This is a genomic window from Nocardia sp. GTS18, assembly GCF_013839555.1.
Taxonomy (GTDB): Bacteria; Actinomycetota; Actinomycetes; order Mycobacteriales; family Mycobacteriaceae; genus Nocardia; species Nocardia rosealba.
This window is the reverse complement of record NZ_JACBIU010000020.1, coordinates 47,331-71,581: the sequence shown is the minus strand read 5'-3', so window position 1 is coordinate 71,581 and position 24,251 is coordinate 47,331. Positions and strand designations below refer to the sequence as shown.

At 65.3% G+C, this 24,251-nt stretch carries 27 protein-coding genes; 16 read left to right on the top strand and 11 right to left on the bottom strand.

Features of this window, described 5'->3' with window-relative positions; translation table 11 throughout:
* Positions 1-473: 473 nt before the first annotated feature.
* A complete protein-coding gene (locus HYG95_RS17000) occupies positions 474-866 on the top strand; it encodes a VOC family protein (protein WP_181698906.1) in 393 nt (130 codons plus the stop codon).
* 211 nt (positions 867-1,077) lie between these two features.
* Here HYG95_RS17000 and HYG95_RS16995 read toward each other — a convergent pair whose 3' ends face one another.
* From HYG95_RS16995 to HYG95_RS16985, 3 genes are all read right to left on the bottom strand, one after another.
* Complete coding sequence (locus HYG95_RS16995) at positions 1,078-2,244, bottom strand: MFS transporter (protein WP_181698905.1); 1,167 nt, start codon at positions 2,242-2,244, stop codon at positions 1,078-1,080.
* Between the two features lie 58 nt (positions 2,245-2,302).
* Positions 2,303-2,755: an Rrf2 family transcriptional regulator gene (locus HYG95_RS16990; protein WP_255495439.1), complete on the bottom strand. Its 453-nt coding sequence runs from the start codon at positions 2,753-2,755 to the stop codon at positions 2,303-2,305.
* Between the two features lie 270 nt (positions 2,756-3,025).
* Positions 3,026-4,612 carry a DHA2 family efflux MFS transporter permease subunit gene (locus HYG95_RS16985; RefSeq protein WP_370465826.1) on the bottom strand — a complete coding sequence of 529 codons (1,587 nt, stop codon included), beginning with the start codon at positions 4,610-4,612 and terminating at the stop codon, positions 3,026-3,028.
* 84 nt (positions 4,613-4,696) lie between these two features.
* Here HYG95_RS16985 and HYG95_RS16980 point away from each other — a divergent pair, with 84 nt between their 5' ends.
* The gene (locus tag HYG95_RS16980) at positions 4,697-5,167 is read left to right on the top strand and encodes a MarR family winged helix-turn-helix transcriptional regulator (RefSeq protein ID WP_181698904.1); all 471 of its coding nucleotides are present in this window, start codon (positions 4,697-4,699) and stop codon (positions 5,165-5,167) included.
* Positions 5,168-5,231: 64 nt separating this feature from the next.
* Here the strand turns inward: HYG95_RS16980 and HYG95_RS16975 are convergent, their stop codons facing one another.
* Positions 5,232-5,711, bottom strand: a complete 480-nt coding sequence (locus HYG95_RS16975; RefSeq protein ID WP_181698903.1) for a MarR family winged helix-turn-helix transcriptional regulator — start codon at positions 5,709-5,711, stop codon at positions 5,232-5,234.
* Positions 5,712-5,812: 101 nt separating this feature from the next.
* On the opposite strand from HYG95_RS16975, the gene HYG95_RS16970 reads away from it, so the two are divergent.
* Positions 5,813-6,238, top strand: a complete 426-nt coding sequence (locus HYG95_RS16970; protein WP_181698902.1) for a Rid family hydrolase — start codon at positions 5,813-5,815, stop codon at positions 6,236-6,238.
* Positions 6,239-6,371: 133 nt separating this feature from the next.
* Here HYG95_RS16970 and HYG95_RS16965 read toward each other — a convergent pair whose 3' ends face one another.
* Positions 6,372-6,764 carry a MerR family transcriptional regulator gene (locus HYG95_RS16965; protein WP_220139517.1) on the bottom strand — a complete coding sequence of 131 codons (393 nt, stop codon included), beginning with the start codon at positions 6,762-6,764 and terminating at the stop codon, positions 6,372-6,374.
* Positions 6,765-6,811: 47 nt separating this feature from the next.
* Between HYG95_RS16965 and HYG95_RS16960 the strand changes: the two genes are divergently transcribed.
* Positions 6,812-7,900 carry an alkene reductase gene (locus tag HYG95_RS16960; protein WP_181698901.1) on the top strand — a complete coding sequence of 363 codons (1,089 nt, stop codon included), beginning with the start codon at positions 6,812-6,814 and terminating at the stop codon, positions 7,898-7,900.
* Positions 7,901-7,984: 84 nt separating this feature from the next.
* On the opposite strand, the gene HYG95_RS16955 is transcribed toward HYG95_RS16960, so the two are convergent.
* The 3 genes from HYG95_RS16955 to HYG95_RS16945 form a co-directional block, all read right to left on the bottom strand.
* Positions 7,985-8,473 carry an STAS domain-containing protein gene (locus tag HYG95_RS16955; RefSeq protein ID WP_181698900.1) on the bottom strand — a complete coding sequence of 163 codons (489 nt, stop codon included), beginning with the start codon at positions 8,471-8,473 and terminating at the stop codon, positions 7,985-7,987.
* 293 nt (positions 8,474-8,766) lie between these two features.
* Complete coding sequence (locus tag HYG95_RS16950) at positions 8,767-10,359, bottom strand: MFS transporter (protein ID WP_181698899.1); 1,593 nt, start codon at positions 10,357-10,359, stop codon at positions 8,767-8,769.
* 133 nt (positions 10,360-10,492) lie between these two features.
* On the bottom strand, positions 10,493-11,506 hold the full coding sequence (locus tag HYG95_RS16945) for an NAD(P)/FAD-dependent oxidoreductase (RefSeq protein WP_181698898.1): 1,014 nt from the start codon (positions 11,504-11,506) through the stop codon (positions 10,493-10,495).
* Between the two features lie 92 nt (positions 11,507-11,598).
* Between HYG95_RS16945 and HYG95_RS16940 the strand changes: the two genes are divergently transcribed.
* Together HYG95_RS16940 and HYG95_RS16935 are read left to right on the top strand one after the other, a co-directional pair.
* Positions 11,599-12,210, top strand: a complete 612-nt coding sequence (locus HYG95_RS16940; protein ID WP_181698897.1) for a helix-turn-helix domain-containing protein — start codon at positions 11,599-11,601, stop codon at positions 12,208-12,210.
* A 467-nt stretch (positions 12,211-12,677) separates the two neighbouring features.
* A complete protein-coding gene (locus HYG95_RS16935; RefSeq protein WP_181698896.1) occupies positions 12,678-13,322 on the top strand; it encodes an HD domain-containing protein in 645 nt (214 codons plus the stop codon).
* Here the strand turns inward: HYG95_RS16935 and HYG95_RS16930 are convergent.
* Positions 13,310-13,777 carry an NUDIX hydrolase gene (locus HYG95_RS16930; protein WP_181698895.1) on the bottom strand — a complete coding sequence of 156 codons (468 nt, stop codon included), beginning with the start codon at positions 13,775-13,777 and terminating at the stop codon, positions 13,310-13,312. The genes HYG95_RS16935 and HYG95_RS16930 overlap by 13 nt on opposite strands.
* Before the next feature lie 10 nt (positions 13,778-13,787).
* Positions 13,788-14,558 carry a hypothetical protein gene (locus HYG95_RS16925; RefSeq protein ID WP_220139516.1) on the bottom strand — a complete coding sequence of 257 codons (771 nt, stop codon included), beginning with the start codon at positions 14,556-14,558 and terminating at the stop codon, positions 13,788-13,790.
* Positions 14,559-14,682: 124 nt separating this feature from the next.
* On the opposite strand from HYG95_RS16925, the gene HYG95_RS16920 reads away from it, so the two are divergent.
* The 5 genes from HYG95_RS16920 to HYG95_RS16900 all read left to right on the top strand — a co-directional run bounded on the left by HYG95_RS16920 (position 14,683) and on the right by HYG95_RS16900 (position 18,650).
* The gene (locus HYG95_RS16920) at positions 14,683-15,576 is read left to right on the top strand and encodes a radical SAM protein (RefSeq protein WP_181698894.1); all 894 of its coding nucleotides are present in this window, start codon (positions 14,683-14,685) and stop codon (positions 15,574-15,576) included.
* Positions 15,569-16,138, top strand: coding sequence for an AAA family ATPase (locus tag HYG95_RS16915; RefSeq protein ID WP_181698893.1), 570 nt, complete (start codon positions 15,569-15,571; stop codon positions 16,136-16,138). Before HYG95_RS16920 ends, HYG95_RS16915 begins: the two co-directional genes overlap by 8 nt.
* A complete protein-coding gene (locus HYG95_RS16910) occupies positions 16,125-16,796 on the top strand; it encodes a bifunctional 2-polyprenyl-6-hydroxyphenol methylase/3-demethylubiquinol 3-O-methyltransferase UbiG (RefSeq protein WP_181698892.1) in 672 nt (223 codons plus the stop codon). Before HYG95_RS16915 ends, HYG95_RS16910 begins: the two co-directional genes overlap by 14 nt.
* Complete coding sequence (locus HYG95_RS16905) at positions 16,796-17,350, top strand: class IV adenylate cyclase (RefSeq protein ID WP_181698891.1); 555 nt, start codon at positions 16,796-16,798, stop codon at positions 17,348-17,350. The genes HYG95_RS16910 and HYG95_RS16905 overlap by 1 nt, the downstream gene beginning before the upstream one ends.
* A 325-nt stretch (positions 17,351-17,675) precedes the next feature.
* Positions 17,676-18,650 (top strand): hypothetical protein, encoded by a 975-nt coding sequence (locus HYG95_RS16900; protein WP_220139515.1) that lies wholly within the window; start codon positions 17,676-17,678, stop codon positions 18,648-18,650.
* A gap of 307 nt (positions 18,651-18,957) precedes the next feature.
* Here the strand turns inward: HYG95_RS16900 and HYG95_RS16895 are convergent, their stop codons facing one another.
* Positions 18,958-19,872 (bottom strand): helix-turn-helix transcriptional regulator, encoded by a 915-nt coding sequence (locus HYG95_RS16895; protein ID WP_181698889.1) that lies wholly within the window; start codon positions 19,870-19,872, stop codon positions 18,958-18,960.
* A 162-nt stretch (positions 19,873-20,034) separates the two neighbouring features.
* On the opposite strand from HYG95_RS16895, the gene HYG95_RS16890 reads away from it, so the two are divergent.
* The 5 genes from HYG95_RS16890 to HYG95_RS16870 are packed head-to-tail and all read left to right on the top strand — an operon-like array spanning position 20,035 to position 24,249.
* Positions 20,035-21,285: an MFS transporter gene (locus HYG95_RS16890; protein ID WP_181698888.1), complete on the top strand. Its 1,251-nt coding sequence runs from the start codon at positions 20,035-20,037 to the stop codon at positions 21,283-21,285.
* A gap of 41 nt (positions 21,286-21,326) precedes the next feature.
* The gene (locus HYG95_RS16885; RefSeq protein ID WP_370465825.1) at positions 21,327-21,827 is read left to right on the top strand and encodes a cyclophilin-like fold protein; all 501 of its coding nucleotides are present in this window, start codon (positions 21,327-21,329) and stop codon (positions 21,825-21,827) included.
* A gap of 34 nt (positions 21,828-21,861) precedes the next feature.
* Complete coding sequence (locus HYG95_RS16880; RefSeq protein WP_220139514.1) at positions 21,862-22,050, top strand: SDR family NAD(P)-dependent oxidoreductase; 189 nt, start codon at positions 21,862-21,864, stop codon at positions 22,048-22,050.
* A 23-nt stretch (positions 22,051-22,073) separates the two neighbouring features.
* Positions 22,074-23,099: a zinc-dependent alcohol dehydrogenase family protein gene (locus tag HYG95_RS16875; RefSeq protein ID WP_181698886.1), complete on the top strand. Its 1,026-nt coding sequence runs from the start codon at positions 22,074-22,076 to the stop codon at positions 23,097-23,099.
* 31 nt (positions 23,100-23,130) lie between these two features.
* Positions 23,131-24,249, top strand: coding sequence for an alpha/beta hydrolase (locus HYG95_RS16870; RefSeq protein ID WP_181698885.1), 1,119 nt, complete (start codon positions 23,131-23,133; stop codon positions 24,247-24,249).
* Positions 24,250-24,251: the final 2 nt, after the last annotated feature.

Sequence of the window (24,251 nt, the reverse complement as noted above, 5' to 3'; positions counted from 1 at the left end):
GCGACCTGCGATCGGCATCGTTCCGATGGGCCGATGACGGTGCCTCGGTTCCGGCGGGCCAACGTTGGACGGCGTCGCAGACCACTACGTTCGACGGCGTCGCAGACCGCTAGAAGAGAAAAATCAGGAACCCGAACCAGGCCACTCCTACACACAGGAGGACCAGCAACAAGGCAGCGATGAACACCGAGGAGCAGACGAGCACCCGGACAAGCCGAGACTTGCGATGCGCTTCTGGTCGAACCCCATTCCCTTGGCCGGGGGGGAACCTCTGTTCCCACGGCATCCACCGTGCTGCCCGCAATCCTCTCGAGGATCGCATCGGTTCCCGCACCATGCCCGACCTGGCCACGCTCGCCCACGCCACCAGAGTTCCACAGAGCAAGGACCCTGGCGCCTGACGTAATGGTGGGCTATTGCCACGCCACCACTGGATCAGCATGCTGATGGGTCGGGCTTCCTATGCTCAGATGATGCATCTGGAGCTGGTAGCGATCGTGGTCGAAGAGTATGACCCGGCGATCGAGTTCTTCGTCTCGGTGTTGGGGTTCGAACTGACCGAGGACGTGCCGGCGCTGACCGACGACGGCAGACCCAAGCGGTGGGTGGTGGTTCGCCCGCCGGGCGCGCAAACCGGGATTCTGCTGGCGCGGGCGGATGGTGAACGGCAGGCAGCTGTAATCGGTAGCCAGGTTGCCGGTCGCGTGGGATTCTTCCTGCGAGTCGATGACTTTCAGTCAGAATATGCCCGGTTGGTCGCAGCGGGCGTCGAATTCGTGACGCAACCGCGGTCCGAGCCGTATGGCTGCGTCGCGGTCTTTTTGGACATTGCCGGCAACCGGTGGGATCTACTGGGTCCTGCCTAGCCAGGCGTATGCGTGAATCGTGCGAGCGGGTGACGAGCACACCAAAGTTGCGGTAGCGCAGCCGCGAAATCAAGCGGGAGGCTTCCATGCCACCCGGCGTGCTTGGGGAAAGACTGGACCTCGAGAATCCGAGCGACTCGAATGTCGAGTGCCGCGAAATCCGTTGCAGCGGGGGCGGGTAGCTCGCGAGGCGCCGATGCCCTTCGAGCTGTCATCGGGCAACCTCCGAGTGGCGGGCCGTTGGCGACATCGTCCTGTTCCACAACAGGGCCGCCAGAGCCCCTGCCGCGGCAACCAGGCACATGACTGCGGTGCCTGCATCGAAGACGAGCGCGCCGAGGCTGTTGCCCAGGGCGATTCCCACGTACAGCGCTGAGGCGTTCGTTCCGATGGCGACAGAACCGATCGTCGGCATCGCATCGAGCAGGCGGTGCTGCTGCGGTGGCGTCTGCGCCCAACTGGCGGCACCCCAGATCGCGGCAGCGAGGACCAGCACTATCGCCGGTGGACCGACAGCCATTGCGAGGAAGGCTGCGGCCATGAGTGCGTAGGCGATGGTGAGGGTGCGGGTCGGGCCGAGTATGTCTGTCAGGCTCCCGCTGGTCAGCGATCCGACGACGGCCCCGATGCCGTAAGCGGTGAGGATCGCGACGAACCATCCGCTGTGCCCGTCCGGGGACAGCTTCGCAATGTAGGCGTACGGAACATACGCAGCGGCCATACCCAGCACGGTCAAGGCGAGAATGGACAAGGCGCGCGGTTCCGTCAGCGGGACCAGTCGGTCCGCGATGCGGTGAGGTGACCCCGCGGGTGGGTTCGGCGCCGTGGTGTGAATCAAGATCGCTGCGACGAGGGCCAGTCCCGCGATCGCGAACAGCGCCCCCCGCCAGCTCGTGGTGGCCGCCAGCACATGACCGACCGGCACACCGAGAGCGGTCGCGATGGTCAGCCCCGCGATCACCAGAGCAAGCGCGCGTCCGCGGTATCGTTCATCGGCGACACGCGCGGCGAGCACACCTGCGGCGGGGGTGACGACCGAGGCCGCAAGAGCGGCGAGGATCCGCCCCGCCAGAAACAGCGCGAACCCCGTACTCACGGCACAGACGACATTGGCCAGGGCGAGGATCAGCAAGGCGACCGCGATCACCACACGCGGCCGGGCCGAACTCGTCACCGCCGCCAGGACCGGCGCGCCGAGTGCGTATGAGGCTGCGAAAACTGTCACGGACAGGCCGGCCGTAGCGGTGGACACGCCCATGTCGGCGGCCAGTGCGGGCAGGAATCCGGCGACGACCCAGGTGTCGGTGCCCACCGCGATCGTCGCGGCCAGCAAAGGTAACAGCCGGGGCCACCATCGCCTCGAATTGTCGATATCCATTGTCCATAATCTTTCGATGATCGTATGCTTCAAACCGTTTCGGGATTTCAGAACTAACTCAGGTCAGCGCGTCGATGGTGCGGTCTCGCACGTCCGGCCCAGTTTCTTCGGCTAGGTCGCCGATGGTCTGCTCGGCCAGGGCGGACCGGTACGACAGCTCAGCGCGAGACATGGCGCGCGCGATGGCACACTGTCCTGAACGGGAACCGATTGCGCCGGACCGGCCGTCGAGACGAATTTCCTCGCAGCGAAACGCGGGCTCGCGCCCCTCGACAGCCGCTACGACATCCATGAGAGTGATCGACGAGGCGGGCCGTGCGAGCGTGAATCCGCCGGCCTGACCACGAACCGCCTCGACGATCCCATCCGACACCAGGCTTCGCAGGGTCTTCTGCAGGTATGCCGGTGGCAGACCGAAGAATTCGGCGAGCCGAGAAGACGTCACGGGCGCGCCGTCGAGCCAGTGCATCACCAAGCAGCAGTGAAGGGCCGCCTCGACTCCTTTACCCATTCTCATAGTGGATACAAAATATCCACTATGGCCGGATCGGTCAACACCTCCGAGGACCCGAAAGTCACCGGGATGGTCATCCGACGAACGTCCGTGCAGATCTTGCACCCTTGAAGTGTGTCGACTCCCCTTCTCGGATATGAGGATTCGAGTCATGACCACGTTCGATGGGCTGACGAAGTCCTCCGGCTCGAGCATCTACTCGTCGGCAGGTGACGGATGCAGCATGGCGGCCACGGGAGACCCCGTGGCCGCCATGCCGTGTGGGAACTATTGTGTCGCTGCTAGTTTCGCGGGTTTGACGAAGGCAGTTGTCGCCAGGGCGAGAACGAGAAGCCCGGCGCACAGGTAGCTCGCCACTTCGATCCCTGCCGCCATGGCCGCACGAGCTGCTGCCGCGACGGGGAGCGTCTCGGGGTTCTCGGCGAGGGCTGGAATCACCGAGCCCGCGCTGTCGGTGACGGTGGACGACAGCTGGTCGACCTCGGGTTCGGGCAGGCCCGCGTCGGTCAGGCGGTCGCCCAGGTCGGCGCCGAGGGTGCTGAAATACAGTGTGGTGAGGACGGCGATGCCGAGTGCCGATCCGAGTTCGCGTGCGGCGCTCTGAATTCCCGAGCCCTGTCCCACGCTTTCGCCGGGCACGTCGGCGAGCACCACATTGGTGACCTGGGCGGTCGCGAAGCCGACGCCGACGCCGTAGACGAACAGGGCGAGCGCGATCGACCACCAACCGCTGTCCGCCGCGGCGAACACACCGAGCATCGCCAAGCCGAGCGCTTCGAGGAGCAGGCCGATCCGCACCTGCCCCAAGGCCGAAACCGACGCTGTCAGTGAGAAACTCGCACCACTGGCGACGAAACTGCCGATCGCCAACGGCACCAACGCGAGTCCGGCCTGGAACGCGGTGTAGTCGAGGGCGAACTGCATCCACAGGGGCAGCACCGCGATGATCCCGAACTCGCCGAGCCCCACGATGAGCGTCACCACATTGCCCTTGCGGAACGAATCGATGGAGAACAACCGCACATCTACCAGGGGATCGCCACCGGCGCGGCCGAGCATCGCCTGTCTGCGCCAGAACAACCCGAGCGCGAGTGCGGCGGCGACGAACGCAACGAGAACCGGCGAAGGCCCACTGCGCCAAACGAATTCACCGACCTGCATCGGTTCGGTCACCATCAGCCAGCCGTAGTGTCGCCCCTCGATCGTGGCGAAGGAGAGCAGGCCGAGGCCGAGTGCGGACTGGGCGGCCCCGAGCCAATCGACACGACCGGTGGTGGTCGCGGCGGCGGGCAGGTAGACCAGCACGGCGACCATGATCAGAGCGACCGCGGGGATGTTGATGCCGAAGGCCCAGCGCCACGAGAAGTCGGCGAGCCACCCGCCGAGCAACGGGCCTACCGCCGCGGCCGCGCCGATCGTGGATCCCCAGATCGCGAAGGCCTGCCCGCGGGCCTTGCCGGTGAACGCCGCGTTCACCAGGGCGAGGGAGGTCGGCAGGATCATCGCCCCGCCGACGCCCTGGAGGAAGCGGGCCGCGATCAGCAGGGCGCCGTTCGGGGCGAGCGCGGCGAGCAGACTGGTGGCGCCGAACACGACCAACCCGATCAGGAACAACTTGCGCGCGCCGTAGAGATCGCTCAGTCGACCGGCGACCAAAAGCAGTGCCGCGAAAACGATCGCGTACGACTCCTGGATCCACTGGGCCTGGATCGAGGTGATCCCCAAGTCGTCGACGATCGGCGCCAGGATCACGTTCACGATCGTCAGGTCGACCACGATCAGGGCGACTCCGAGCGAGACGGCGATCAACCCCAACCACAAGCGCAGTGATGGAGTCTCGGTTTCTGTCCGCACTATACCTCCGCCATAAAGTTACTTTACGATGAAGGTAAATGTTGGGCGGTAAGTTGTCAATCGAGCGGTCGACGAGAGGACGAGATGGTGGAGCAGACATCCGATGTCGCGATGCGACGGCAGCGGCTCGCCGCGGGTCTCCTCGACTACGGCGCGAGCTTCACCGAGCTGGGCCGCCGGTTCGCCGAAACCCTCGGCGTGCACTCCACCGACGCCTTCGCGCTGATGGAGATCGCGGCCGCCGAACAGGCCGCCGAGCCGCTGTCGCCCGCGCTGTTGAGCAAGCGGGTCACGCTGACATCGGGCGCGATGACAACTCTGTTGAACCGACTGGAACAGGCCGGATACATCACCCGCAGCCGCGAGCACACCGATCGGCGGGTCGTGACACTGCGGTGCAGCGAGCACGCGCGACGGCTGGCCGAGGAGTTCTTCCACTCGGTCAATACCGAGCAGGACGCGATCCTGGCCGAGTACGAGCCCGCCCAGCTCGCGGAGTTCGAGCGGTTGCTCGGGAGGTTGCGCGGGGCGATGGACAGGGAAGGCGCCCCGTAGTCGGGACGCCCTCTGGTGTCAGGCCGCGCGTACCTCGCGACGGTCCCGACAGCCGGAACAACCGTCAGCCGAGGCCGTCTGGAACGATGCGCAGCTTGTGCGCGATGCGGGCGAGGGCTTTCTGATCCGTCGTGTTGAGCGAGTCGAGGACGATGCGGCGTACCGACTGCAGGTGTGTAGGTGCTGCCAGACGCACGACGTCGAAACCGGCGTCAGTGAGTTCGGCGAGGGTGTAGCGGCCGTCGGTCGGGTCGGGTGTTCGGACGATCCACCCGCGCTGCTCACAGCGTTTGGTGACGTTGGATAGGCGCGAGAGCGATCCACTGGCGAGGACAGCCAGTTCCCCCATGCGCAGCTTGCGTTCCGGCGCCTCGGAGAGGTGACTGAGCACGAGGTATTCGAACAGCGTGAGGTCGTGCTCCGCCCGCAGCGGTGACTCCAGCTTGCCCGGCAGCAGCAGCACCAGGGAGATCAATCCGGTCCACGCAGCCTTCTCCTGCTCGTCGAGCCAGCGGCCTTCTCCGTCGTTCTCGTCGTCGCTCATACGCATCTCCAAATGACTTCAAGGTTGAAATATTAACGCTCTGTAGTTAGTTTATGCGTGAAGTCATACATCGGGGAACTCCCTCCACAGGAATGAGCATCATGAGCACTGTCAGTTTCGGCATCACTCCGGGCTCCGGCGAGAAGCTCCACCAGGCACTCGGCTACAGCAGTGCGGTTCGCGTCGGCGACCGGGTCGAGACCTCCGGCCAGGCGGGAGTGGATGACGACCTGGTGATCCCCGACGCACTGGAAGACGAGATCGTCCAGGCCTTCGACAACGTGGAACGCACGCTCGCCACGGTCGGCGCCACCTGGAATGACGTCATCCACGTCAACTCCTACCACAAGGTCGAACCCGGAAACGACGCCATCGGCGACGATCACAACAGGGTCATGGCCGAGCAGTTCCGTCAGCGCCTCGGCGGTCGCGCGCCGATCTGGACCGAAACCGGAGTGACGGTGCTCGGCCTGGCCGCCATGCGCGTGGAGATCCGAGTTACCGCCATCGTCGGTTCCGGGAACTGAACGACACGATCAGTAGCCGGTAGTACCGAGCCAGCGGGAGCGCCAGCCGATCCGCGTAACCGCCTGCTCGTCACCAAGCATCCGAACCATCCGACGGGAACTGCTGGTTCAGGGTCGGCACACCGGAGTCGTGTCAGCCGACGTCGACCGAGTCGACCAATGTCTCGCGATGGCGGCGGTTGGTCATGACGACCGCGTCCAGGGCGTCACGCGCTTGGAGCAATTCCGTGATCTGTGCGTCGAGGCGTGCACGTTCCTCCAGCAAGCGCGCCCAGGTCTCGTCGGACTGCTCCGCACTGGGAGAATCGACGCACGGGAGCAGTTCGGCGATGGTGCGGCTCGACAGCCCCGCGGCATACAGGCGCCGCAGCAAACGGACCCGTTCCACAGCACCGTCGCGATAGGTCCGTTGACCACTGGGACTACGCGAACTGACCAGCAGTCCCTGTTCCTCGTAGTAGCGCAGCGAGCGGACACTCACACCTGCTTGTTCTGCCAGCTCACCGATCCGCACTGTGACCTCCATCGCAAACCCTTGCCCCTGACGTCAATGGTAGGTCTTACCGTCGAGGCATGACAAACCAGACAGCACTGTTCGACCCCTATGACCTTGCAGGACTTCGTCTTCCGAACCGGATCGCGATGGCACCCATGTCCCGCGTGCGATCCAACGCCGCCGGTTTGGCGACAGCGTCGATGGCCACGTACTACGCACAGCGTGCGAGCGCGGGGCTGATCATCTCCGAAGGCATCCAGCCCAGCCTCATCGGCCAGTCCAACCCGTCGACACCCGGGCTCCACACCGATGAGCAGGTCGAGTCCTGGCGACACGTCACCTCGGCAATCCATGCCAACGGCGGGCGAATCTACGCGCAGATCATGCACGGTGGCCGCATCAGCCACCCGGACACTACCGGCCACCAGCCGGTCGGCCCCTCCGCTGTCGCCGCGCGGGACGCTATGGTCTTCACCCCGACCGGCCCGCAACCAGCCCCGGTGCCCCGCGCACTCGAGACTGCCGAAGTCGCTGCCGAGGCCCACTCGTACGCGACTGCGGCGAGCAGGGCGATCGAGGCAGGTTTCGACGGCGTCGAGTTGCACGGCGCCAACGGATACCTGATCGGGCAATTCCTCTCCAGCAACGCCAACCAGCGAACCGACCGATACGGCGGCTCGATCACCGGCCGGATCCGCTTCGCCGTCGAGGCGGTCGAAGCCGCCGTAGCCGCGATCGGCGGCAACCGGGTCGGCATTCGACTCAGCCCCGGCGCGGGAATCTGGGACGCGATCGAGGAAGACGTCCCCCAGCTTTACAGCGCGCTCCTGGCCGAGCTCGCCCGAAACGACCTGGCTTACGTGCACCTGGAGGCAACTACCGACGAGGAGATCCTGGTCGGGCTCCGCCGAGAATGGCCCGGCACCATGATCGTCAACCCCTCGAACCCCATGGGCGCCACCCCTACCGACCGCAAGGCAGCCGACCACTGGCTAGACCTCGGGGCAGACTTGATCAGCTTCGGACGGGCGTTCCTGGCCAACCCTGACCTGGTCGAGCGCCTGCGGGCCGACCTGCCCCTCGACGAGGCCGACGAAGCCACGTATTACACCGGCGGCGACAAGGGGTACATCGATTACTCCACCTACCGGCACCACATGGGATGAGTCGGCACTTGTGCGCGAAGCCTTCCGATCACCGTCGCGGCGAACCGATTCCGCCGAACGAAGGCGGCGTCATAGATATTCGGCCTAGGCGTCACCGGACTCGCCCACGGCGCCGATGACGGCTTCGGCTCCCGCCAACAGAAGATCGGAATGAGCCGCAGTCAACGCACCGAGCAGGTCGGGGTACACCGGTAGCAATTCGGCCAAGCCGGTGACCCCCATGACTCGACCCGTCACCGCGTACGGTCTCGCCTCGACCACGCTGATCGCTACACCGCGCCGACAGCCTTGCCGGGCCAGTTCTGCCAGCGTGAAGATCGTGCGAAGGGACAGGAAATCGACCTCGGTGAGGTCGATGATCAGGTGCCGGCCGCCATCCATCGCGGTCGTGCCGAGCGCCGATTCCAGCACCCACTGCCACCGGGTGAGTGTGTAAGCGTCGACGATGCCGCGCACATGCAGGATCGAGGCCCGGCCGTAGGGCTCGAACTCGGCGAGAAGGAGTCGAGTCGGGTCGGGCTGCTCGAGTGTGGCGGTGTTCGTCCAGTGCCGGGTTCGGCTAGTGGTGTTCATCGAGTACTTCCATTCCTCGGCACCTGCAGAACAGTTGTCCCTCCCCCGAATCCGAGCTACTCACATGACCGGTCGGCTGAACCCATTCCAACACAGGGTTCGATGACCTCGACTTATCGTGATCTACCTGTTGTCGTCTGTGACCAAACAGCGTGCCCCCACAGACGCGAAGGCCATTCTCGAAGAGGCACCGGATTCGATATTCAGGCCGTCTGGGGCAGCTATTCGATCGGCACCACGCTGTGGGTGCGCGATTCCTGATCTGATCAGCGACGTTCGCGCACCCACCGCCGCTATCGGGAGGCGACGGGCTCGACCATCTCGGCGTCGTCTCCCCTCGCGGGGTCCTGGCTCTTCGGGCCGCGGAGGGCGACGTAGATGAACAGAACGCCCATGACGGCGACGCTTGCCCACATGGCCTGCTGCCAACCTGCGACGAAGGACTGCTGGGCGGCGTGGACCAGGTCTTGTGCGTGCGAGCCTGCGCTGTCCGCTGTCTCGATGGCGTTGGCGATGCCTTCGCGCGCGGTGTCGGCGGTGTCTTGCGGGATGCCGTCGAGCTTGTTGTCGATGGTGTTGCGGTAGCCGGCCGCGACGAGCGCGCCGAGCAGGGCGACACCGAGTGCGGTGCCGAACTCTCGGGTGACATCGTTGAGTGCGGAAGCGACGCCCTGCTTCTCGCGTGGCAGGGACCTGGTGATCGCTTCGGTGGAGGGTGTCATCGACAGCCCCATACCGATGCCCATGGCGACCATGCCGGGCAGAACGGACAGGTAGCCACCGTCGACGGAGACGATCGCGGCCAGCAGCGCAAGACCGGCGCCGGTCAGAAGAATGCCGGTGGCCATAGTCGCTCGGGCGCCGATACGTGCGGCCAGCAGTGGAGCGAGTCCGGAGGTCGCCATCATCATCACGGCCATCGGCATCATCGCCACCGTGGACAACAGTCCCGACCAGCCGAGCACGGCCTGGAAGAACGGGAACAGGACCACCCCGATACCCGCCTGCACACCGAAGACCACCAACAGCGTGAGTGAGCCGCCGGCCAAGCCGGGCTCACGGAACAGTCGCACATCCAGCAGCGATGCGTCTCGGCGGTGCAGCTCCCAGCCCACGAAACCGACGGTGGCGAGGAAACCGACAATAAGGCTGATCAGTATCGCGGGCGCGGTCCAGCCGCGCTCCGGTCCCTCCTGCAGGACGAAGATGAGCCCGACCACCGCGACGGTCGATACCAACGCGCCGACGGAGTCGAAGGAGTGAGCGGCCCGCTCGCGGGAGTTGGGAACCGACTTCAGCGTCAAGGCCAGGGCTACGACGACCAGGACCACGGGCAGGGCGAACAGCCAGCGCCAGTCCGCGACGTCGACGAGGAGGGCGGAGAGGAACATGCCGAGGATCCCGCCGCCGCCGGCGACACCTGTCCACACACCGATCGCCTTTCCGCGCTGCTCTTCGGGGAAGGTGGAGGTGATGACAGCAAGAGTGATGGGCATGATCATCGCCGCGCCGATGCCGCTTGCCACCCGTGCCGACAGCATTACCGCAACCGACGGGGCCAGCGCCGCCGCGACATTCGAGGTGCCGAAGATGACCAGCCCGGCAATCAGCATGGGCTTGCGGCCCAGGCGGTCACCGATAGCGCCGAGCGGCAGCAGTAGCGCGGCCAGGGCGAGGGTGTAGATATTGATGATCCACAGCACTGCGTTCTGTGAGGCGCTGAACTCGACGGCCATATGAGTCTGGGCGACGTTCAGACCGGAAACCGAAGCGATGACGGCCATCAGCGCGATGGAGACGGCGATCAGGATCGTGCGCAGCTCACGCGCATCCGGAACACCCCCGCCGCCGTCGGCGGCCGCCACCTGTGAAAGCTGGTTGGTCATGGATTCCTCTCGAAAATGGGCATGGAGAATCAGCGCCGGAACATCGCCGGTCGCTGAGTGAACGGATGGGCCGGAGGCCCGGCGACTACACACTCCGCCAGCGGGCGGGCAGTGGACCGGTGTGGTCTGGACGTCAGGCGGTAGGGGTTTCGCCCCGTGCCGCGGCCAGGGCCGCGTCGGTGTCCGCGGTGGCCAGGAGGGCGTTGATGTGGGCACCGGCAAGGGCGCCTGCCGCAGCCGAGGCACCGACCTGGGCGCTCAGGTCGGTAGCGTTGCCTGCGACCCACACGCCCGGCACCTCGGTGGTGCCCGCCATGCCGGAGGCGAAGCGGCGACCCATGTTGTCGGGCAGGTCTTCCATCGGCAGTTTCAGCCCATCCAGCCCCTCGGTGCGGGCCTGCATGTGCGTGGAGACCGCGAGAACGCGGCGAGCGATGAGCCGCCCGTCGGCCAAACGCACACCTGCGAGGGTGCCGTCGTCGGCAGTGACGATCTGGTCTACCGGGGTGTCGATGACGCGGATTCCTCGGGCGGCGAAGCGCGCGCGGGTGGCTTCATTCAGCTCGGTGTCGCGGGTGAAATAGATCAAATCGTCGGCCAACTGACGGAACAGCAGCGCGTGGTGGATCGAGTTGGGGCCGCTGGCGAGGACACCGATCGGTTCATCGCGCACCTCCCAACCGTGGCAATACGGGCAGTGCACCACAGCGTGCCCCCAGTGCCGCGCCAAGCCGGGCACGTCGGGCAACACATCGCGCAGGCCGGTGGCCACCAGCACACGGCGTGCTGTCAGGGTGCGGCCGTCGACGAGGGTGACGGTGAAACGCAGGTCTCCTTCGACTACCGAGCCCGCGGGCTCGGCGGAGGCCACCGCACCGACGACGACCCGTCCGCCGTAGTCGCGGACCTGTGCCCGGCCCCGCTCGAGAAGTTCCGCGGGCGCCATGCCATCCAGCCCGATGAAGCCACGTACGGCCTCGGCGAGCGCGTTGCGGGGACTGCCGCTGTCGATCACGACAACCGAGCGGCGGGAACGGGCGAGCATCAGCGCACCGTTCAAACCCGCAGCTCCCCCGCCGATCACCACGACGTCGACGGTCTCGTCGGGCAGTGTGTCGGTCGCGTACACGGGAATCGGCTCAGCCATATCCTCATAGCCCTTCGTGAGTAGCCCAGCCGTTCTGGACACCTGTCGGCGACCATAACCCCGTCTTGCATCACTGGCATATAATCTTGCCTATGACGCAAACAGATGGCGAGTTGGACAGCCTCGTACGCAAACGCATCCGAGCCCTACGCGTGGCACAAGGCTGGTCCCTGGAGGAGCTGGCAACCCGTGCTCATGTCTCTCAGTCCACCCTCTCGCGTATCGAGAACGGTCAACGCCGCCTCGCGCTCGATCAGCTGGTCACTCTCGCTCGCGCTCTGGACACATCCCTGGACCAGCTGGTGGAGACCGCCGCCGACGATGTCGTCATCAGCCCGATGATCGACGCGGCGCACGGGCTGATGCGCTGGCCGATGAAGGGCGAGCCCGGAATGAGCGTCGTGCGCCAGCGGATGACCGAACCGCCACCGGACAACCCCGCGCGCATGCGCGCACACCCCGGCCGGGAGTGGCTCGTCGTCCTGTCCGGTACCGCAATCCTCATGTTGGGCCACCGACGCTTCCGCGTCGAGACGAACCAGGCCGCCGAGTTCCCCACCATGCTCCCGCACGCCATCGGCGCCGAGGGCGGCCCGTGCGAAATCTTGGGCATCTTCGACCGCGACGCCCAACGCGGCCACCGGCGCGACAACAGCAGCGTGCCTGCCGAATGCGACTACATGTCGGATGGCGCCTGCACGTGACCCGCCGCCGCCTCCACGCCGAGTGAATCAGGTGCTGGCACAGCCTATTTCAACCTCAGGTGGCGTTTAGTTCCATGTCGCGATGCCCATTCGGCGCGTTCGGCAGGAGGTCCCGTTCCGTACGAGGATCACGGTATGACTGGCCTGCGATGCGAAGATGTCCCGCTGAGATGCAGGTCTGGATCGACGTGCAGAGAAAGCACTTCACTACTGCAGATCTCGAACCGGCGGTCCGGTTGATGCGTCAGTACGCGCTGGATCGCCGTCGCACGGCGGTGTCCCGACAACGCCACGTCTAGGTCTAGCGTCGGCGGTCAGCAAGCCGTCGTGTCAGCGTCAGCAGCGAGGCGCAGGACGACGCCACGCTGATTACGGGACCCATCCGGGGACAAATATTCTCGAGGAGAGCGACTGCTGTGTCGACTCGCTGCTCGTCGAGGTCTTGAACCTTCCGATGTAGCAACACGATGTGCCCGTCTGAATCCGCTACCGCGCAGCCCGTGGGCTCTCGTCCTGGCGGTTGTCTTGGTAGCTTCCAGGGTGTGGGTGGTGTTGTTGACATCGAGTGGGCCAGGTCCGTCGCCCGGGCAGAGTTGAGCCGCGTTCTGCCACGTCGTTGGTCGCACACCCAAGGGGTTGAGAAAGCCGCCGTAAATCTCAGCGGTGGATTGCCTGAGGACGCTGCAGTGCTGCTTCGGGCGGCGGCGGTCCTACACGACATCGGCTACGCCCCCAAGCTGGCGCGAACGGGGTTTCATCCGCTGGACGGTGCCCGGTTCCTGCGCGACGAACACGAGGCTGATGAGCGGTTGACGCGTTTGGTGGCCAACCATAGCTGCGCATTGCTGGAGGCAGAGGAGCGCGGACTCCGCAGCGAGTTGGAGACCGAGTTCCCATTGCCCGACAACCGACTGCTCGTCGATGCGTTGATCTACGCCGACATGACTACAACGCCGGACGGGCAGCCGACGACTCCGTCTGCGCGGATCTCAGAAATTGTCGGCCGCTATGGCCCGGAGACGTTGGTGGGTAGGTTCATTCAGCGGGCGACGCCTGAGATCATGGCCGCATCAGCCAGGGTCGAGCTGGCGTTGCTGAATCAGCCGAGGTAGGGGTAGCTGCCGGACAGGTAGTCTCCGATTTGCTGGCGCATGCTGGGGTGGATGTCGAATTTGTCCAGGTCGTCGGGCGCAACGAACTGGACACCGTCTGCTTCGTCGTTGATCGTCGGTGACCCGGATACCGGTTGCCCGATGTAGGTGTTCTCGTACTGTTGGCGCACTTCGCCATCGGTGTAAGCGACGATGTGGTGAGGGTTGCTGTAGACGCCTAGGAAACCCGTGATTTCGGCGGTGATCCCTGTTTCTTCGCGGCATTCCCGGATCGCGCATTCGGCCGCGGTCTCGCCGAAGTCCATTGCGCCACCCGGCAACGCCCACTGGCCGGTGTCACGACGACGTTGGAGCAGAATTGCGCCGGACTCGTCGGTGACGAGGAGATTGCAGGCCACCACAAGCGAATTCGGTTTAGGCGCCTTCGGATCGTGGTAGTACTCGATTCTGCCCATGGTCGGCCTTTCAGTCCGGAATCCAGGGCTGCGCGTCAGCCCAGATCGCGTCGAAACTCTCGGCATAGTTGTCGAACCAGCCGACTTCGTTGACCCGCTTGAGCAGGAAAACGGGGTTTGCACTCGCCGGCTGTCCCCAGATGTGCGGATTCACCAGCAACGTGTCGTCGTAGCGGAACATCGAGTTGTAGAGGGTCGTGCCGTGCAGCCGGACCTCGCACCGCTGTGCGGTAACGAGCGAGCGGTAGTAGGTGAGAGAGGCACGGATCTTCGCGGCCAACGTGTCGGGGCCGAGCCCCTCTTCGATCCCGCGTTCGAGGACCGCCCTGCAGCCGGGGTCGCCGAAACACAACCGAACTCGGGCGCCCTGGCGTGCTCGTTCGATCAGGGTCTGAGCGACACGGGGATTGGATTGAGCGAAGAACGTCCCGGAGAATACGAGCACGTCGATCTGCTCGGTTGCGTTGCCCAACAGGGTCAGCCACGTTTCCCGAGGCACTTCGGCGCGATTGTGATAGGTGGCGACCAGTTCGACGTTCGTTGACGCTGTGTCGTCCACCGCAGGTGGCCAGAGGAATCCCTCCTCGACCCGCAGGTGATGCGCGACCCGTCGACGGTGGCGCGGGTGCGGAACCCTGCCGCCGAGCCAGCGTCCGACAGTCTTCGGGTCGACCTCACAGACATCGGCCAACGACTCAGGCTCGATCCCCCGCTGATGAAGCACAGTCTGAAGCCGGACATTCACGCCACCAATAGAAGCCGACACGACCGGTCCAAGCAAGCACACCCGCGAACCCAGTAGCGAAAACGTCCCGGGACGTCCTGGGCAACGTCCCAAACGCGGTTACCCGGTCCAAGCACCGGCGGCCACGATGTTGACCTCACCAAAATCCAAGGCGGCCAACATGATCACCGAACGCACCAGCATCCACACCATCCGAAGGCTCTACCTACAGCTGCTCTACCGCTGCAACTTCACCTGCAAACACTGCTTCCACGGCGAACGCCTCCAACACGCCGACACCTTCACCGCCGCGCAGGCCTGCAACCTCCTCGGCCGCATGCACCGTGAATACGCCACCGAGGCTGTCGTTCTCCTGGGTGGTGAGCCATTCGTGTACAAGGAGTTGCCGCGGGTGGTCCGCTATGCCAAACACACTCTGGGATTGAGCGTCGAGATCTGCACCAACGGCTACCGCATCGGCCCCCGACTGCGAGAGATCGCGCCGTGCATCGACCTGCTGCGGATCTCACTCGAAGGTGCCGGGGCCACCAACGATCGAATACGGCGCGATGGAAGCTACAGCGCCGCAATCGAATCCATCGAGCTCGCACGCAATCTCGGCGTAGCGACCGGCGCTACACTCACCGTGAACCGATACAACATCGACGAAGTCGTGGAACTGGCGCAAAGACTCCAAACGCTCGGAGTATCGCAACTCAAACTGCACCAACTGCGAGCTGTCGGCAACGCCGCACAGCATCCCGACATGCTGATCACCGATGACACCGCCTACACCGACCTCCGGTATCGGCTGAGTCAGGCTCGTCTGGAGATCGAGGTGATCCTCGACGACGACCTCAGCGAAGCACCGGCATGCTCACCCGCGACTGGCACCGAAACGATCGACCGGATCGAGGCAGACCCCCGCGGAGCACTCACCATGTCCTGCAAGGCCGTTGGCCGTGACTCGCACGCCTTCTGGTACGACAAGGACCGCGACCGCATCGAGTACCGGCCCTCCGCGCACGACGAGATCGCACTCGGCATCCCCGACGTGGTGTACGGCCGTGTCTGAGCCCGCGCTGTTCGAGAGCGTCGAAGGACTCGCGGGCACCGGCAAAACCACGGTGGCGCCGCTATTGGCCGAGGCCCGTCACGCGGTGTTGGTCGCGACAGTCCCGGCGAACTACCAGCCGCTGCGGCGGGAGCTGGACAACTCGACCAACGCCGACGCACGCATGTGCCTGTTTCTGTCCGCACTCCTGACCGCCACAGAACAGATCGTCGACCACCTCGAAGCAGGAACCCCCGTCGTTGTCGAAAGCTATTTCGCCCGCTGCCTCACCACCCATCGCGAATTCGGCGCCCGACTCGGCATCACCCTGCCCGCGGACCTGCCCCAGCCGGTGACCTACCAACTGACCTGCTCGAACCACGAACGTCTGCGCCGTATGGCACAACGCGACAAGCCAGTCACCCGATGGGACGTCCTGGCCGAACAACACACCGACAGTCTCACCGCCGCTATCGGCAACTGGGCCACCCACAGCATCGACACCACAACCAGCAGCCCCGCCGAGGTTGTTGAAACGATCCTGTCCCTCAACCCAAGTAGGACCGACCATGCAAACCACTAGCCTCTGGGAACAGACCCTGACCTTCTTCCCGCAGTACCTGCGTGAACTCAACGACCGCTACTCACCAGGCGCGACCGTGACCGTCGTCGGCGCCAGCGACGGCAAGTTCGTTCTGCCACTCGCCGCGGCCGGCTACGAAGTCATCGCCGTCGAGAACGACCCACAAGCGCTCTACGGCGGCGAGATTCTCCTACCCGACTCCGGCCTCGCCCACGCCCCCAGCCTCGCCCAACGTATCCACGCAGCCGGTCTCACCAGTCGGGTGCAGATCCAACCACACGACTTCTTCCACGCCGAGCTGTCAGAACTACAAGCCGACGCCGTATGGACCAGTTGCTCCTGGCACTACAGCGCCAACCACCGCCGTCCACTCGCCGAATTCATCGGACGGATGAAAGACCTACTCGCATCAGGCGGCCTATTCGGCGCCGAATTCATGATGCCCGTCGAGGACCACCACCACCTCATCGAGCACTACACCACCCCCGACAAACTGTTCCGCCACTTCCCCTCCGACACATGGGAAGTGCTGCTCACCCTGAGAACAGACCCCTTCACCGAACGACCACACGTAGGCCAACCCCACAACCACACACACCGCATGGGTGTACTTTTCGCCACAAAGCCCGAACACCTCAACCAAGGGACCCGCGCCTGATGAAGCACGAATACGAAGCCACCTTCTTGGCCGTCGATGTCGAAGCGATCAGGGCAAGACTCACAGCACTCGGCGCCACCATGTCATTTCCCCGAACCTTGCTGACCCGCAAGATCTTCGACGGACAAGACTTGCCAGAAGGAGCCTGGGTGCGGCTGCGACACGAGGGCACCCGAACGACGTTGACGCTCAAACGCGTCACCGACTCCACCACCATCGACGGCACAACCGAGATCGAGACCGTAGTCGACGACCTGGACGCGATGGCCGAGATCCTCACCACGATCGGACTCACACAGACCCGATACCAAGAGAACTACCGAGAAGAATGGCGCCTCGGCGACATCGTCTTCGACCTGGATACCTGGCCCGACCTGCCCACCTTCCTAGAAATCGAGGGACCCGACGAGCTCTCGGTTCGCCGCGCCGCAGCAGACCTCGGCCTCGACTACGCACAAGCGAAGTTCGGCAGCGTCGACACCATCTACCAATCAGAAAGCGGTCGAGACATTCTCGCTGAACCAACCCTGCTGTTCCACCAGTCCACAAGATAGCTGGCACAACCGGATCGCCGCAGAAGTCCGCGCGGCCGATCACCTTCGATACCGAAGGAAGCCCTGGATGAACAACCGCCCAACCCACAGAAAGAACGCGGATATTCGGGTAACGTCCTCCCGTAGGCAAGGAGTTCGGGATTGCGCCTGAACCACCGCCGATTTCAACTCTCTGCGGCATGGAGCGCCGGATCGCGCCTGCGCCACCGCCGTATTCCCATTTACTTATCCCAGGCCGGCGAGTCCAGCGGGCACGCCGACTGAGAAGGGCTAGTTCGCGATGACTATCTACTCCCAGCATTCACAACGTGGGAAGGTTCAGATCTTGGCGAGCTACCTCGCACCAGGCGGCGTGGTGTCTTCAACCGTGACCAGTGTCGAGTCCACTGCGACGGCGGCGCCGATCGTTGACGCCCTGAACCGGATCTCGGCCAGCGCGTCGGTTCCGGTGAGCGTGTACGACATGCGTGGTCGCGGCTTCAACGACTACCCGCAGAAACACCTCGCTGCGCTCACCGATCGCAATATGCGAGCTGACCTGCTCGAAGGCACGCACAGCCTGTGGTACGAGCAGGCGATGTGGCTGCTTCACGAGGCGTTGAGGGACCTTGATATCGCGACAGCGTCTGTACCGACACCGATTCGCACGGCGGTAGATTCGGAGCTGGAAACCGAGGCTCGCTGGCTTCGCGCCGCGCTTGCCGAATACGCGGAGGGATCCGAGGTTCCTGAAAACGAAAATCGACGCATCTGGGACTTCGGGGACCCGTTCGTTGGTTTCGACGGCGGATTGGTCGGCCTGGGCCAACGAGACCGCGACCTGATGGACCGCCTCGAAGCAGACGCCACTGGTGAAGAACTCCAGGAAGCCGTCATCGACCTGCGGACCCTACTCGACGTCGAAGCGCAGATCGATATCGGAGACACCCAACTCCAGCTGGATCCCCTGTCTATCACCGCAGAACCAGGCGATACCGATGGCTATTTCCTCAACGTCGAGGCTCCCCTGCCTGGCGGCAAGTACAACCGTGTGCATTGGACTGTGGCGGTCTACCGGTGGGAGGTAGACGTAAGGGATGAGGAGGGCTACCCAACAGGTTCACACGGTGAGCCGGTAGTCCACTGCACGATCGCCGAGCGGCCGAGTATCACCGATATAGTCGCACTCCTGGAGCTCGCCACGAGTCAGGCGCAGCTCGCTGCCTGGACGCAAACCCCGATCGGCGAGAAATTGGCCAACACAGCCTTTGTCGTAACCAAGCGTTATAGCGACACGGAATACCCCGGCTGCCCGGAGTGACTGGCCGTTTCATCTGGCCACCCACGCCGCCAAGGCGTGGAAACGACCAACTGCCCAGCTGTGCGGTTCACGCTTCTCGAGCAGTCGGTCATAACTATCAGCGTGGGGTTTAGCGTCGCAGGTTCGATCCGTGTGGGAACCGTAGGTCGTTCAGGTTGATTTTCGCCGCGAACGTGCAGGTGGACCCGCTTCCGGTACGAACCGTCAGCAGACAAATGGCAGGGAAACCGGGGCGACACCGGATTCCAGCACGGATCGGTATCGCCACGCCCCTGCCACCGCCTCGACCTGCGCAGCGCTGGTATTTCTAGTCACCCACGTTGAGGGCTGGGTCCGCGTGTGCTGGTGGGTGGATGTTGGTGGCGGCCCATGCGCCGAGTAGTGCCATCGCGTCGGCTGAGGGGGTGGCGGGTTGCACGGTGTAGAAGGTGAGGACCAGGCCGGGGTCGGCGGGCAGGGGCATGGTTTCGTAGTCGATGGCGAGGTCGCCGACGACGGGGTGGTGGAAGTTCTTGGTTCCGGTGTAGTGCAGGCGCACATTGTGTTTGGCCCAGCGGGTGCGGAATTCCTCGCTGCGGGTGGACAGTTCGCCGACCAGGTCGGAGATGCCACGGTCGTAGGGGTCGCGTCCGGCGTCGGTGCGCAGCAGGTTGACCGAGTTGTCGGCCATGTGGTCCCAGTCGGGGTAGAAGTCGTGGGCGCGGGGGTCCAGGAAGCAGAACCGGACGAAGTTCACCGGTTTGGCGACCTCGGGTGCGAGAGGGTCGGGGTAGAGCGGGCTGTAGAAGGCGTAGCCGAGCCGGTTGGCTGCGACGAGGTCGTGGCGGGCGTTGCGGACGAACGCGGGCCCGTGATAGCTGTCGAGCAGGGCCTGCACGCCGGGTCGAACCGCTTTGGCGGCGCGGCGGGGGCGTCGTTGTGGGCTGATCAGGGCGTTGCGGTGCAGGTCGAACAGATGTGAGCGTTCGGCGTCGTCGAGTTCGAGGGCGCGGGCGATGGCGTCGATGACCGATTCGGAGACGCTGTTGACCTTGCCGCGTTCGATCTGGGTGTAGTAGTCGACCGAGAGTCCGGCCAGGGTGGCGACCTCTTGGCGGCGAAGGCCCGGGACGCGGCGTTTGGCGGCGTCGTAGACCGGCAGCCCGACCTGGTCGGGGGTGATCTTGGCGCGGCGTGAGGCCAGGAACTGGCCGATCTCGGCGGCTCGGTTGCTCGACTCCATGGGTTCGAGGCTAGGCCGCCTGCCTGCGTGTTTGCCAGGTGCCGCCAAGAGGGGTGCTGCCAGCACCCCCCTGATCCTCACCTCCCACAACCCCTGTTCAGGGCGTTGCATGGATTGCGGAGCCACCAGCTCCAGCGATTCCTTCGACATCGATGAGGTGAGATGAGCACGTCGCGGATCGACCGGCCCGGGCCTCGATTGCCGGTACTGGTGTATGTGCTGGCCGCCGGGATCTTCCTGATGGGCACGACCGAGTTCATGATCGCCGGTCTCCTGCCGGATGTGGCCGCCGACCTCGGTGTCGACATCGCCCGAGCAGGACTGTTGGTGACCGCATTCGCGGTCGGCATGATCCTCGGGCCGCCGGTGATGGCGCTGGCCACGCTACGGCTTCCCGCTCGGGCCACTCTGATCGGTGCGCTGGCGGTCTTCGCCGCCGGGCACGTAGTGGCCGCGTTGAGTGACTCGTTCACCGTCGTCACGGTCTCGCGGGTGGTGACGGCGCTGGCGACCGGCACGTTCTGGGCGACCGGTGCTGTGGTCGCGGCGGCGATCGCCGGGCCGGGTGCGAGCGCTCGGGCGCTGGCGGTGATGTCGGGCGGGTTGAGCCTGGCTGTTGTCGCGGGCGTGCCGCTGGGTACCTTCGCCGGACAGTTCACCGGCTGGCGCGGCCCGTTCTGGATACTGGCCGCCCTGGCAGTACCCGCCATCGCCGCCGTGCTGCGCTTCACCCCGCCCTCGGTCAGTAGCGATGAGAACCCGGTGTCGGCGCGTGCCGAAATGGCCGCGGTCCGGCCGTGGCGCGTGTGGGCGGTACTGGCCGCGATCACTCTGGCCCAAGCCGGGTTCCTGGGCGCCTACAGCTTCATCAGCCCGCTGCTGACCGACCGCGCCGCAATACCGAGCGCGCTCGTCCCTCTGGTCCTGGTCGGGTTCGGCATCGGCGCTCTCGCCGGAACCGCCCTGGGTGGCCGGATCGGTGACCGGTGGCCATTGGGCACCATCGCCATCGCGATCACGGCCACCTCGATCCTGCTGCTCGTCCTCGCCGCCACCGCCGCCCATTCGACGATCGTCGTCGCCGTAGTCGTCGTGCTCGGCGCCACGGGTCTGGGCGCGAACCCGGTCCTGATCGCCCAGACCATGCGTTTCGCCGGGGCGGGTTCGCGGCTGGCGTCATCGCTGGCCACCGCGGCGTTCAACCTCGGCACCGCCGCCGGGTCCGCGCTGGCCGCGACCACCTTGTCCACCACGCTCGGCCTCACCGGACCCGCCGTGCTCGGCGCCTTCCTCACCGCCACCGCCCTGATTCCGATCGCGGTCCTTGCCTGCACCCGCCGCCGCAGGGAGGACGACAACACACCGACGCGACCCGACCATCAACCCGAGCCCGTCCTGACCGGAGTGAGCTGAGAGCCATGGCCAGCTCGAACAGAACCCAACGGAGAACCCGCGTGCGAGCGCTCGCCACCCTGATCGCGCTGACCACCACCACGGCGGCTGTGACGGTCGCGGCCTGCACCGCCGCCCCATCCGCACCGGCACCGAGCACTTCGACCACCGAGCAGACAACGACGTCACCGGCACAGGAGGACACCTATATGCAGATCCGGCTCAGCAACGCGGCCGGCGAGGTCACCGCCCGCCTCTACGACAATCCCACCGCCCGCGACTTCGCGTCCCTGCTGCCGCTGACCCTGACCGTCCACGACCTCGGCGGCCGGGAGAAGGCCGCCACTCTGCCCCGCGAACTCGCCGACGGACGAGGCCGATCCGATTACCGCGCAGGACAACTCGGCTACTGGGCACCCAGCCACGACCTGGCCGTCTACTACTTCGAAGACGGCTTCCGCATCCCGTCGCCCGGGATCGTGATGATCGGCGAGATCGAGACCGACCTGGCAGCGATCACCGCCGAATCCGCCGGGACCACCCTCACCATCACCGCCGCCTGACCACCGACCCGAAAGGACTCGCCAACTCGCCCAGATGCGTGAACAGGCCTCCGGAGTGATCGTGCACTGCTCCTCACTCGGCGGGCTGGTCGGACTACCTGGACGCGCGGCCAACCACGGCGTCATCGGCCTGACTCGTTCAGCCGCACTGGAATACGCCCCACGCGGTATCCGCATCAACGCCATCTGCCCCGGCACCACCGAAACCCCTACCGCCCGCTGATCCAAAAACCGAGAGGACATCCCATGCGTGGAGTAGTCATGTTCGCCCCCGGCGATGTGCGCGTCGTCGAGCGTGAAGACCCGAAGATCGTCGAACCAACCGACGCGATCATCCGACTCACCGCCACCTGCATTTGCGGCTCGGACCTGTGGCCCTACCGAGGCATCGAACCAGTCGAGCACACCCTCATGGGCCACGAATACGTCGGCGTTGTCGAAGAAATCGGCGCCGACGTGCACACCCTGAAGGTCGGGGACTTCGTCGTCGGCTCGTTCTGCATCTCCGACAACACTTGCGAGATCTGCCGCTCCGGCTTCCAATCACGTTGCGTGCATGGCTCTTTCGTCGCCGGAGCGATCGGCACCCAATCCGAACTCGCGCGAATCCCCTATGCCGACGGCACTCTCGTCGCGACGCCGGGGATGCCCGAGCCCGCGTTGGTCCCGTCGCTGCTGGCCGCCTCCGACGTGCTCGGCACCGGCTGGTTCGCCGCCGACGCCGCAGCGGCCGGACCCGGCAAGACGATCGCCGTCGTCGGTGACGGTGCCGTCGGGTTGATGGGTGTGCTCGCCGCGAGAGAACTCGGCGCCGAACGCATCATCGCCATGTCCCGCCACACCGACCGTCAAGCCCTCGCCCGCGAATTCGGCGCCACCGACATCGTCGACACCCGCGGCGAGGAAGGCGTCGCCGCGATCAAGGACCTCACGAACGGGCTCGGCGCCCATGGCGTCATCGAAGCCGTCGGCACCCAAGAATCGATGATGCAGGCCATCAACTCCACCCGCCCCGGCGGGCACGTCGGGTACGTCGGCGTCGCCCACGACGGTGTCACTCTGCCGGCCGATCAGCTGTTCTTCGCCGAAGTCCACCTCCTCGGTGGACCCGCACCGGTTCGCCGGTTCCTGCCCGACCTCATCGACCGCATCTGGAACCGCAGCATCGACCCCGGCAAGGTCTTCGACCTCATCCTGCCCCTCGACCAGGCCGCCGAAGGCTACCGAACCATGGACGAACGCCGCGCCGTCAAAACTCTGCTCACCCTCTGACCTCTCCGAACACCACACCAGGAGCACCACCATGAACACGACGACCGATCCGCATCGCTTGGCCCGCATCACCGGAGCCGGTATCGCCACTCTCGCTGTGCTGGCAGCCTCGGCCTGCTCCGGCGCCGATACCACCACCGCAGCCGCGCCGGTCGCTCCCATCGCGGGCCTGGACGCCGGGGACCTGTCTCACGGTGCGGACAACTTCTACACCAGCGACCAGGTCACCATGACCCCCGTGACGTTCAAGAACCAATACCAGATGGACGTCTCCGGAAACCTGTTCGTCCCGAAGAATCTCACCCCCGAGACCCGCGCCGCCGCCATGGTCGTCGGGCATCCCATGGGCGCGGTCAAGGAACAATCGGCCAACCTCTACGCCACCAAGATGGCCGAACAAGGCTTCGTCACCCTCGCCCTGGACACCGCGTTCTGGGGCGGCAGCGACGGCAACCCGCGCAACGCCGTCGCCCCCGACATCTACACCGAAACCTTCTCCGCCGGAGTCGACTACCTGCGAACCCAAACCACCGTCGACCCCGAACGCATCGGCGCCCTTGGCATTTGCGGCAGCGGCAGCTTCGTCATCTCCGCCGCGAAGATCGACCCTCGCATCAAAGCCGTCGCCACCGTCAGCATGTACGACATGGGCGCGGCCAACCGAAACGGGCTGGGCCGCTCCGTCACTCCCGAACAGCGTCAGCAGATCATCGCCCAGGCCGCCGCCCAGCGCGACGTCGAATTCCGGGGCGGGCCGGTCGAATACACCGGCGGTACCGTGCACGAACTGACCTCGAACTCCACCCCGGTCGAGCGCGAGTTCTACGACTTCTACCGCACCCAGCGCGGCGCGGTCACCCCCGAGGGCGCCACCGCCGACACCACCACCCACCCGACCCTGTCGAGCAACACCAAATTCATGAACTTCTACCCGTTCAACGACATCGAGACCATCTCCCCACGCCCGATGCTGTTCATCACCGGCGAGAACGCCCACTCCCGCGAATTCAGCGAAGAGGCATACCACCTCGCTGGTGACCGCAAGGAACTGCTCATCGTGCCCGACGCCGGACACGTCGACCTCTACGACCGCACCGAACTCATCCCCTTCGACAAGCTCGCCTCGTTCTACACCCAGAACCTGGCCTGACC

Coding starts and splice junctions, on each gene's coding strand:
- HYG95_RS17000 (WP_181698906.1), top strand. CDS start 474: ATGCATCTGGAGCTGGTAGCGATCGTGGTCGAAGAGTATGACCCGGCG.
- HYG95_RS16995 (WP_181698905.1), bottom strand. CDS start 2,244: ATGGATATCGACAATTCGAGGCGATGGTGGCCCCGGCTGTTACCTTTG.
- HYG95_RS16990 (WP_255495439.1), bottom strand. CDS start 2,755: ATGGGTAAAGGAGTCGAGGCGGCCCTTCACTGCTGCTTGGTGATGCAC.
- HYG95_RS16980 (WP_181698904.1), top strand. CDS start 4,697: ATGGTGGAGCAGACATCCGATGTCGCGATGCGACGGCAGCGGCTCGCC.
- HYG95_RS16975 (WP_181698903.1), bottom strand. CDS start 5,711: ATGAGCGACGACGAGAACGACGGAGAAGGCCGCTGGCTCGACGAGCAG.
- HYG95_RS16970 (WP_181698902.1), top strand. CDS start 5,813: ATGAGCACTGTCAGTTTCGGCATCACTCCGGGCTCCGGCGAGAAGCTC.
- HYG95_RS16965 (WP_220139517.1), bottom strand. CDS start 6,764: ATGGAGGTCACAGTGCGGATCGGTGAGCTGGCAGAACAAGCAGGTGTG.
- HYG95_RS16960 (WP_181698901.1), top strand. CDS start 6,812: ATGACAAACCAGACAGCACTGTTCGACCCCTATGACCTTGCAGGACTT.
- HYG95_RS16955 (WP_181698900.1), bottom strand. CDS start 8,473: ATGAACACCACTAGCCGAACCCGGCACTGGACGAACACCGCCACACTC.
- HYG95_RS16950 (WP_181698899.1), bottom strand. CDS start 10,359: ATGACCAACCAGCTTTCACAGGTGGCGGCCGCCGACGGCGGCGGGGGT.
- HYG95_RS16945 (WP_181698898.1), bottom strand. CDS start 11,506: ATGGCTGAGCCGATTCCCGTGTACGCGACCGACACACTGCCCGACGAG.
- HYG95_RS16940 (WP_181698897.1), top strand. CDS start 11,599: ATGACGCAAACAGATGGCGAGTTGGACAGCCTCGTACGCAAACGCATC.
- HYG95_RS16935 (WP_181698896.1), top strand. CDS start 12,678: ATGTGCCCGTCTGAATCCGCTACCGCGCAGCCCGTGGGCTCTCGTCCT.
- HYG95_RS16930 (WP_181698895.1), bottom strand. CDS start 13,777: ATGGGCAGAATCGAGTACTACCACGATCCGAAGGCGCCTAAACCGAAT.
- HYG95_RS16920 (WP_181698894.1), top strand. CDS start 14,683: ATGATCACCGAACGCACCAGCATCCACACCATCCGAAGGCTCTACCTA.
- HYG95_RS16910 (WP_181698892.1), top strand. CDS start 16,125: ATGCAAACCACTAGCCTCTGGGAACAGACCCTGACCTTCTTCCCGCAG.
- HYG95_RS16905 (WP_181698891.1), top strand. CDS start 16,796: ATGAAGCACGAATACGAAGCCACCTTCTTGGCCGTCGATGTCGAAGCG.
- HYG95_RS16895 (WP_181698889.1), bottom strand. CDS start 19,872: ATGGAGTCGAGCAACCGAGCCGCCGAGATCGGCCAGTTCCTGGCCTCA.
- HYG95_RS16890 (WP_181698888.1), top strand. CDS start 20,035: ATGAGCACGTCGCGGATCGACCGGCCCGGGCCTCGATTGCCGGTACTG.
- HYG95_RS16880 (WP_220139514.1), top strand. CDS start 21,862: ATGCGTGAACAGGCCTCCGGAGTGATCGTGCACTGCTCCTCACTCGGC.
- HYG95_RS16875 (WP_181698886.1), top strand. CDS start 22,074: ATGCGTGGAGTAGTCATGTTCGCCCCCGGCGATGTGCGCGTCGTCGAG.
- HYG95_RS16870 (WP_181698885.1), top strand. CDS start 23,131: ATGAACACGACGACCGATCCGCATCGCTTGGCCCGCATCACCGGAGCC.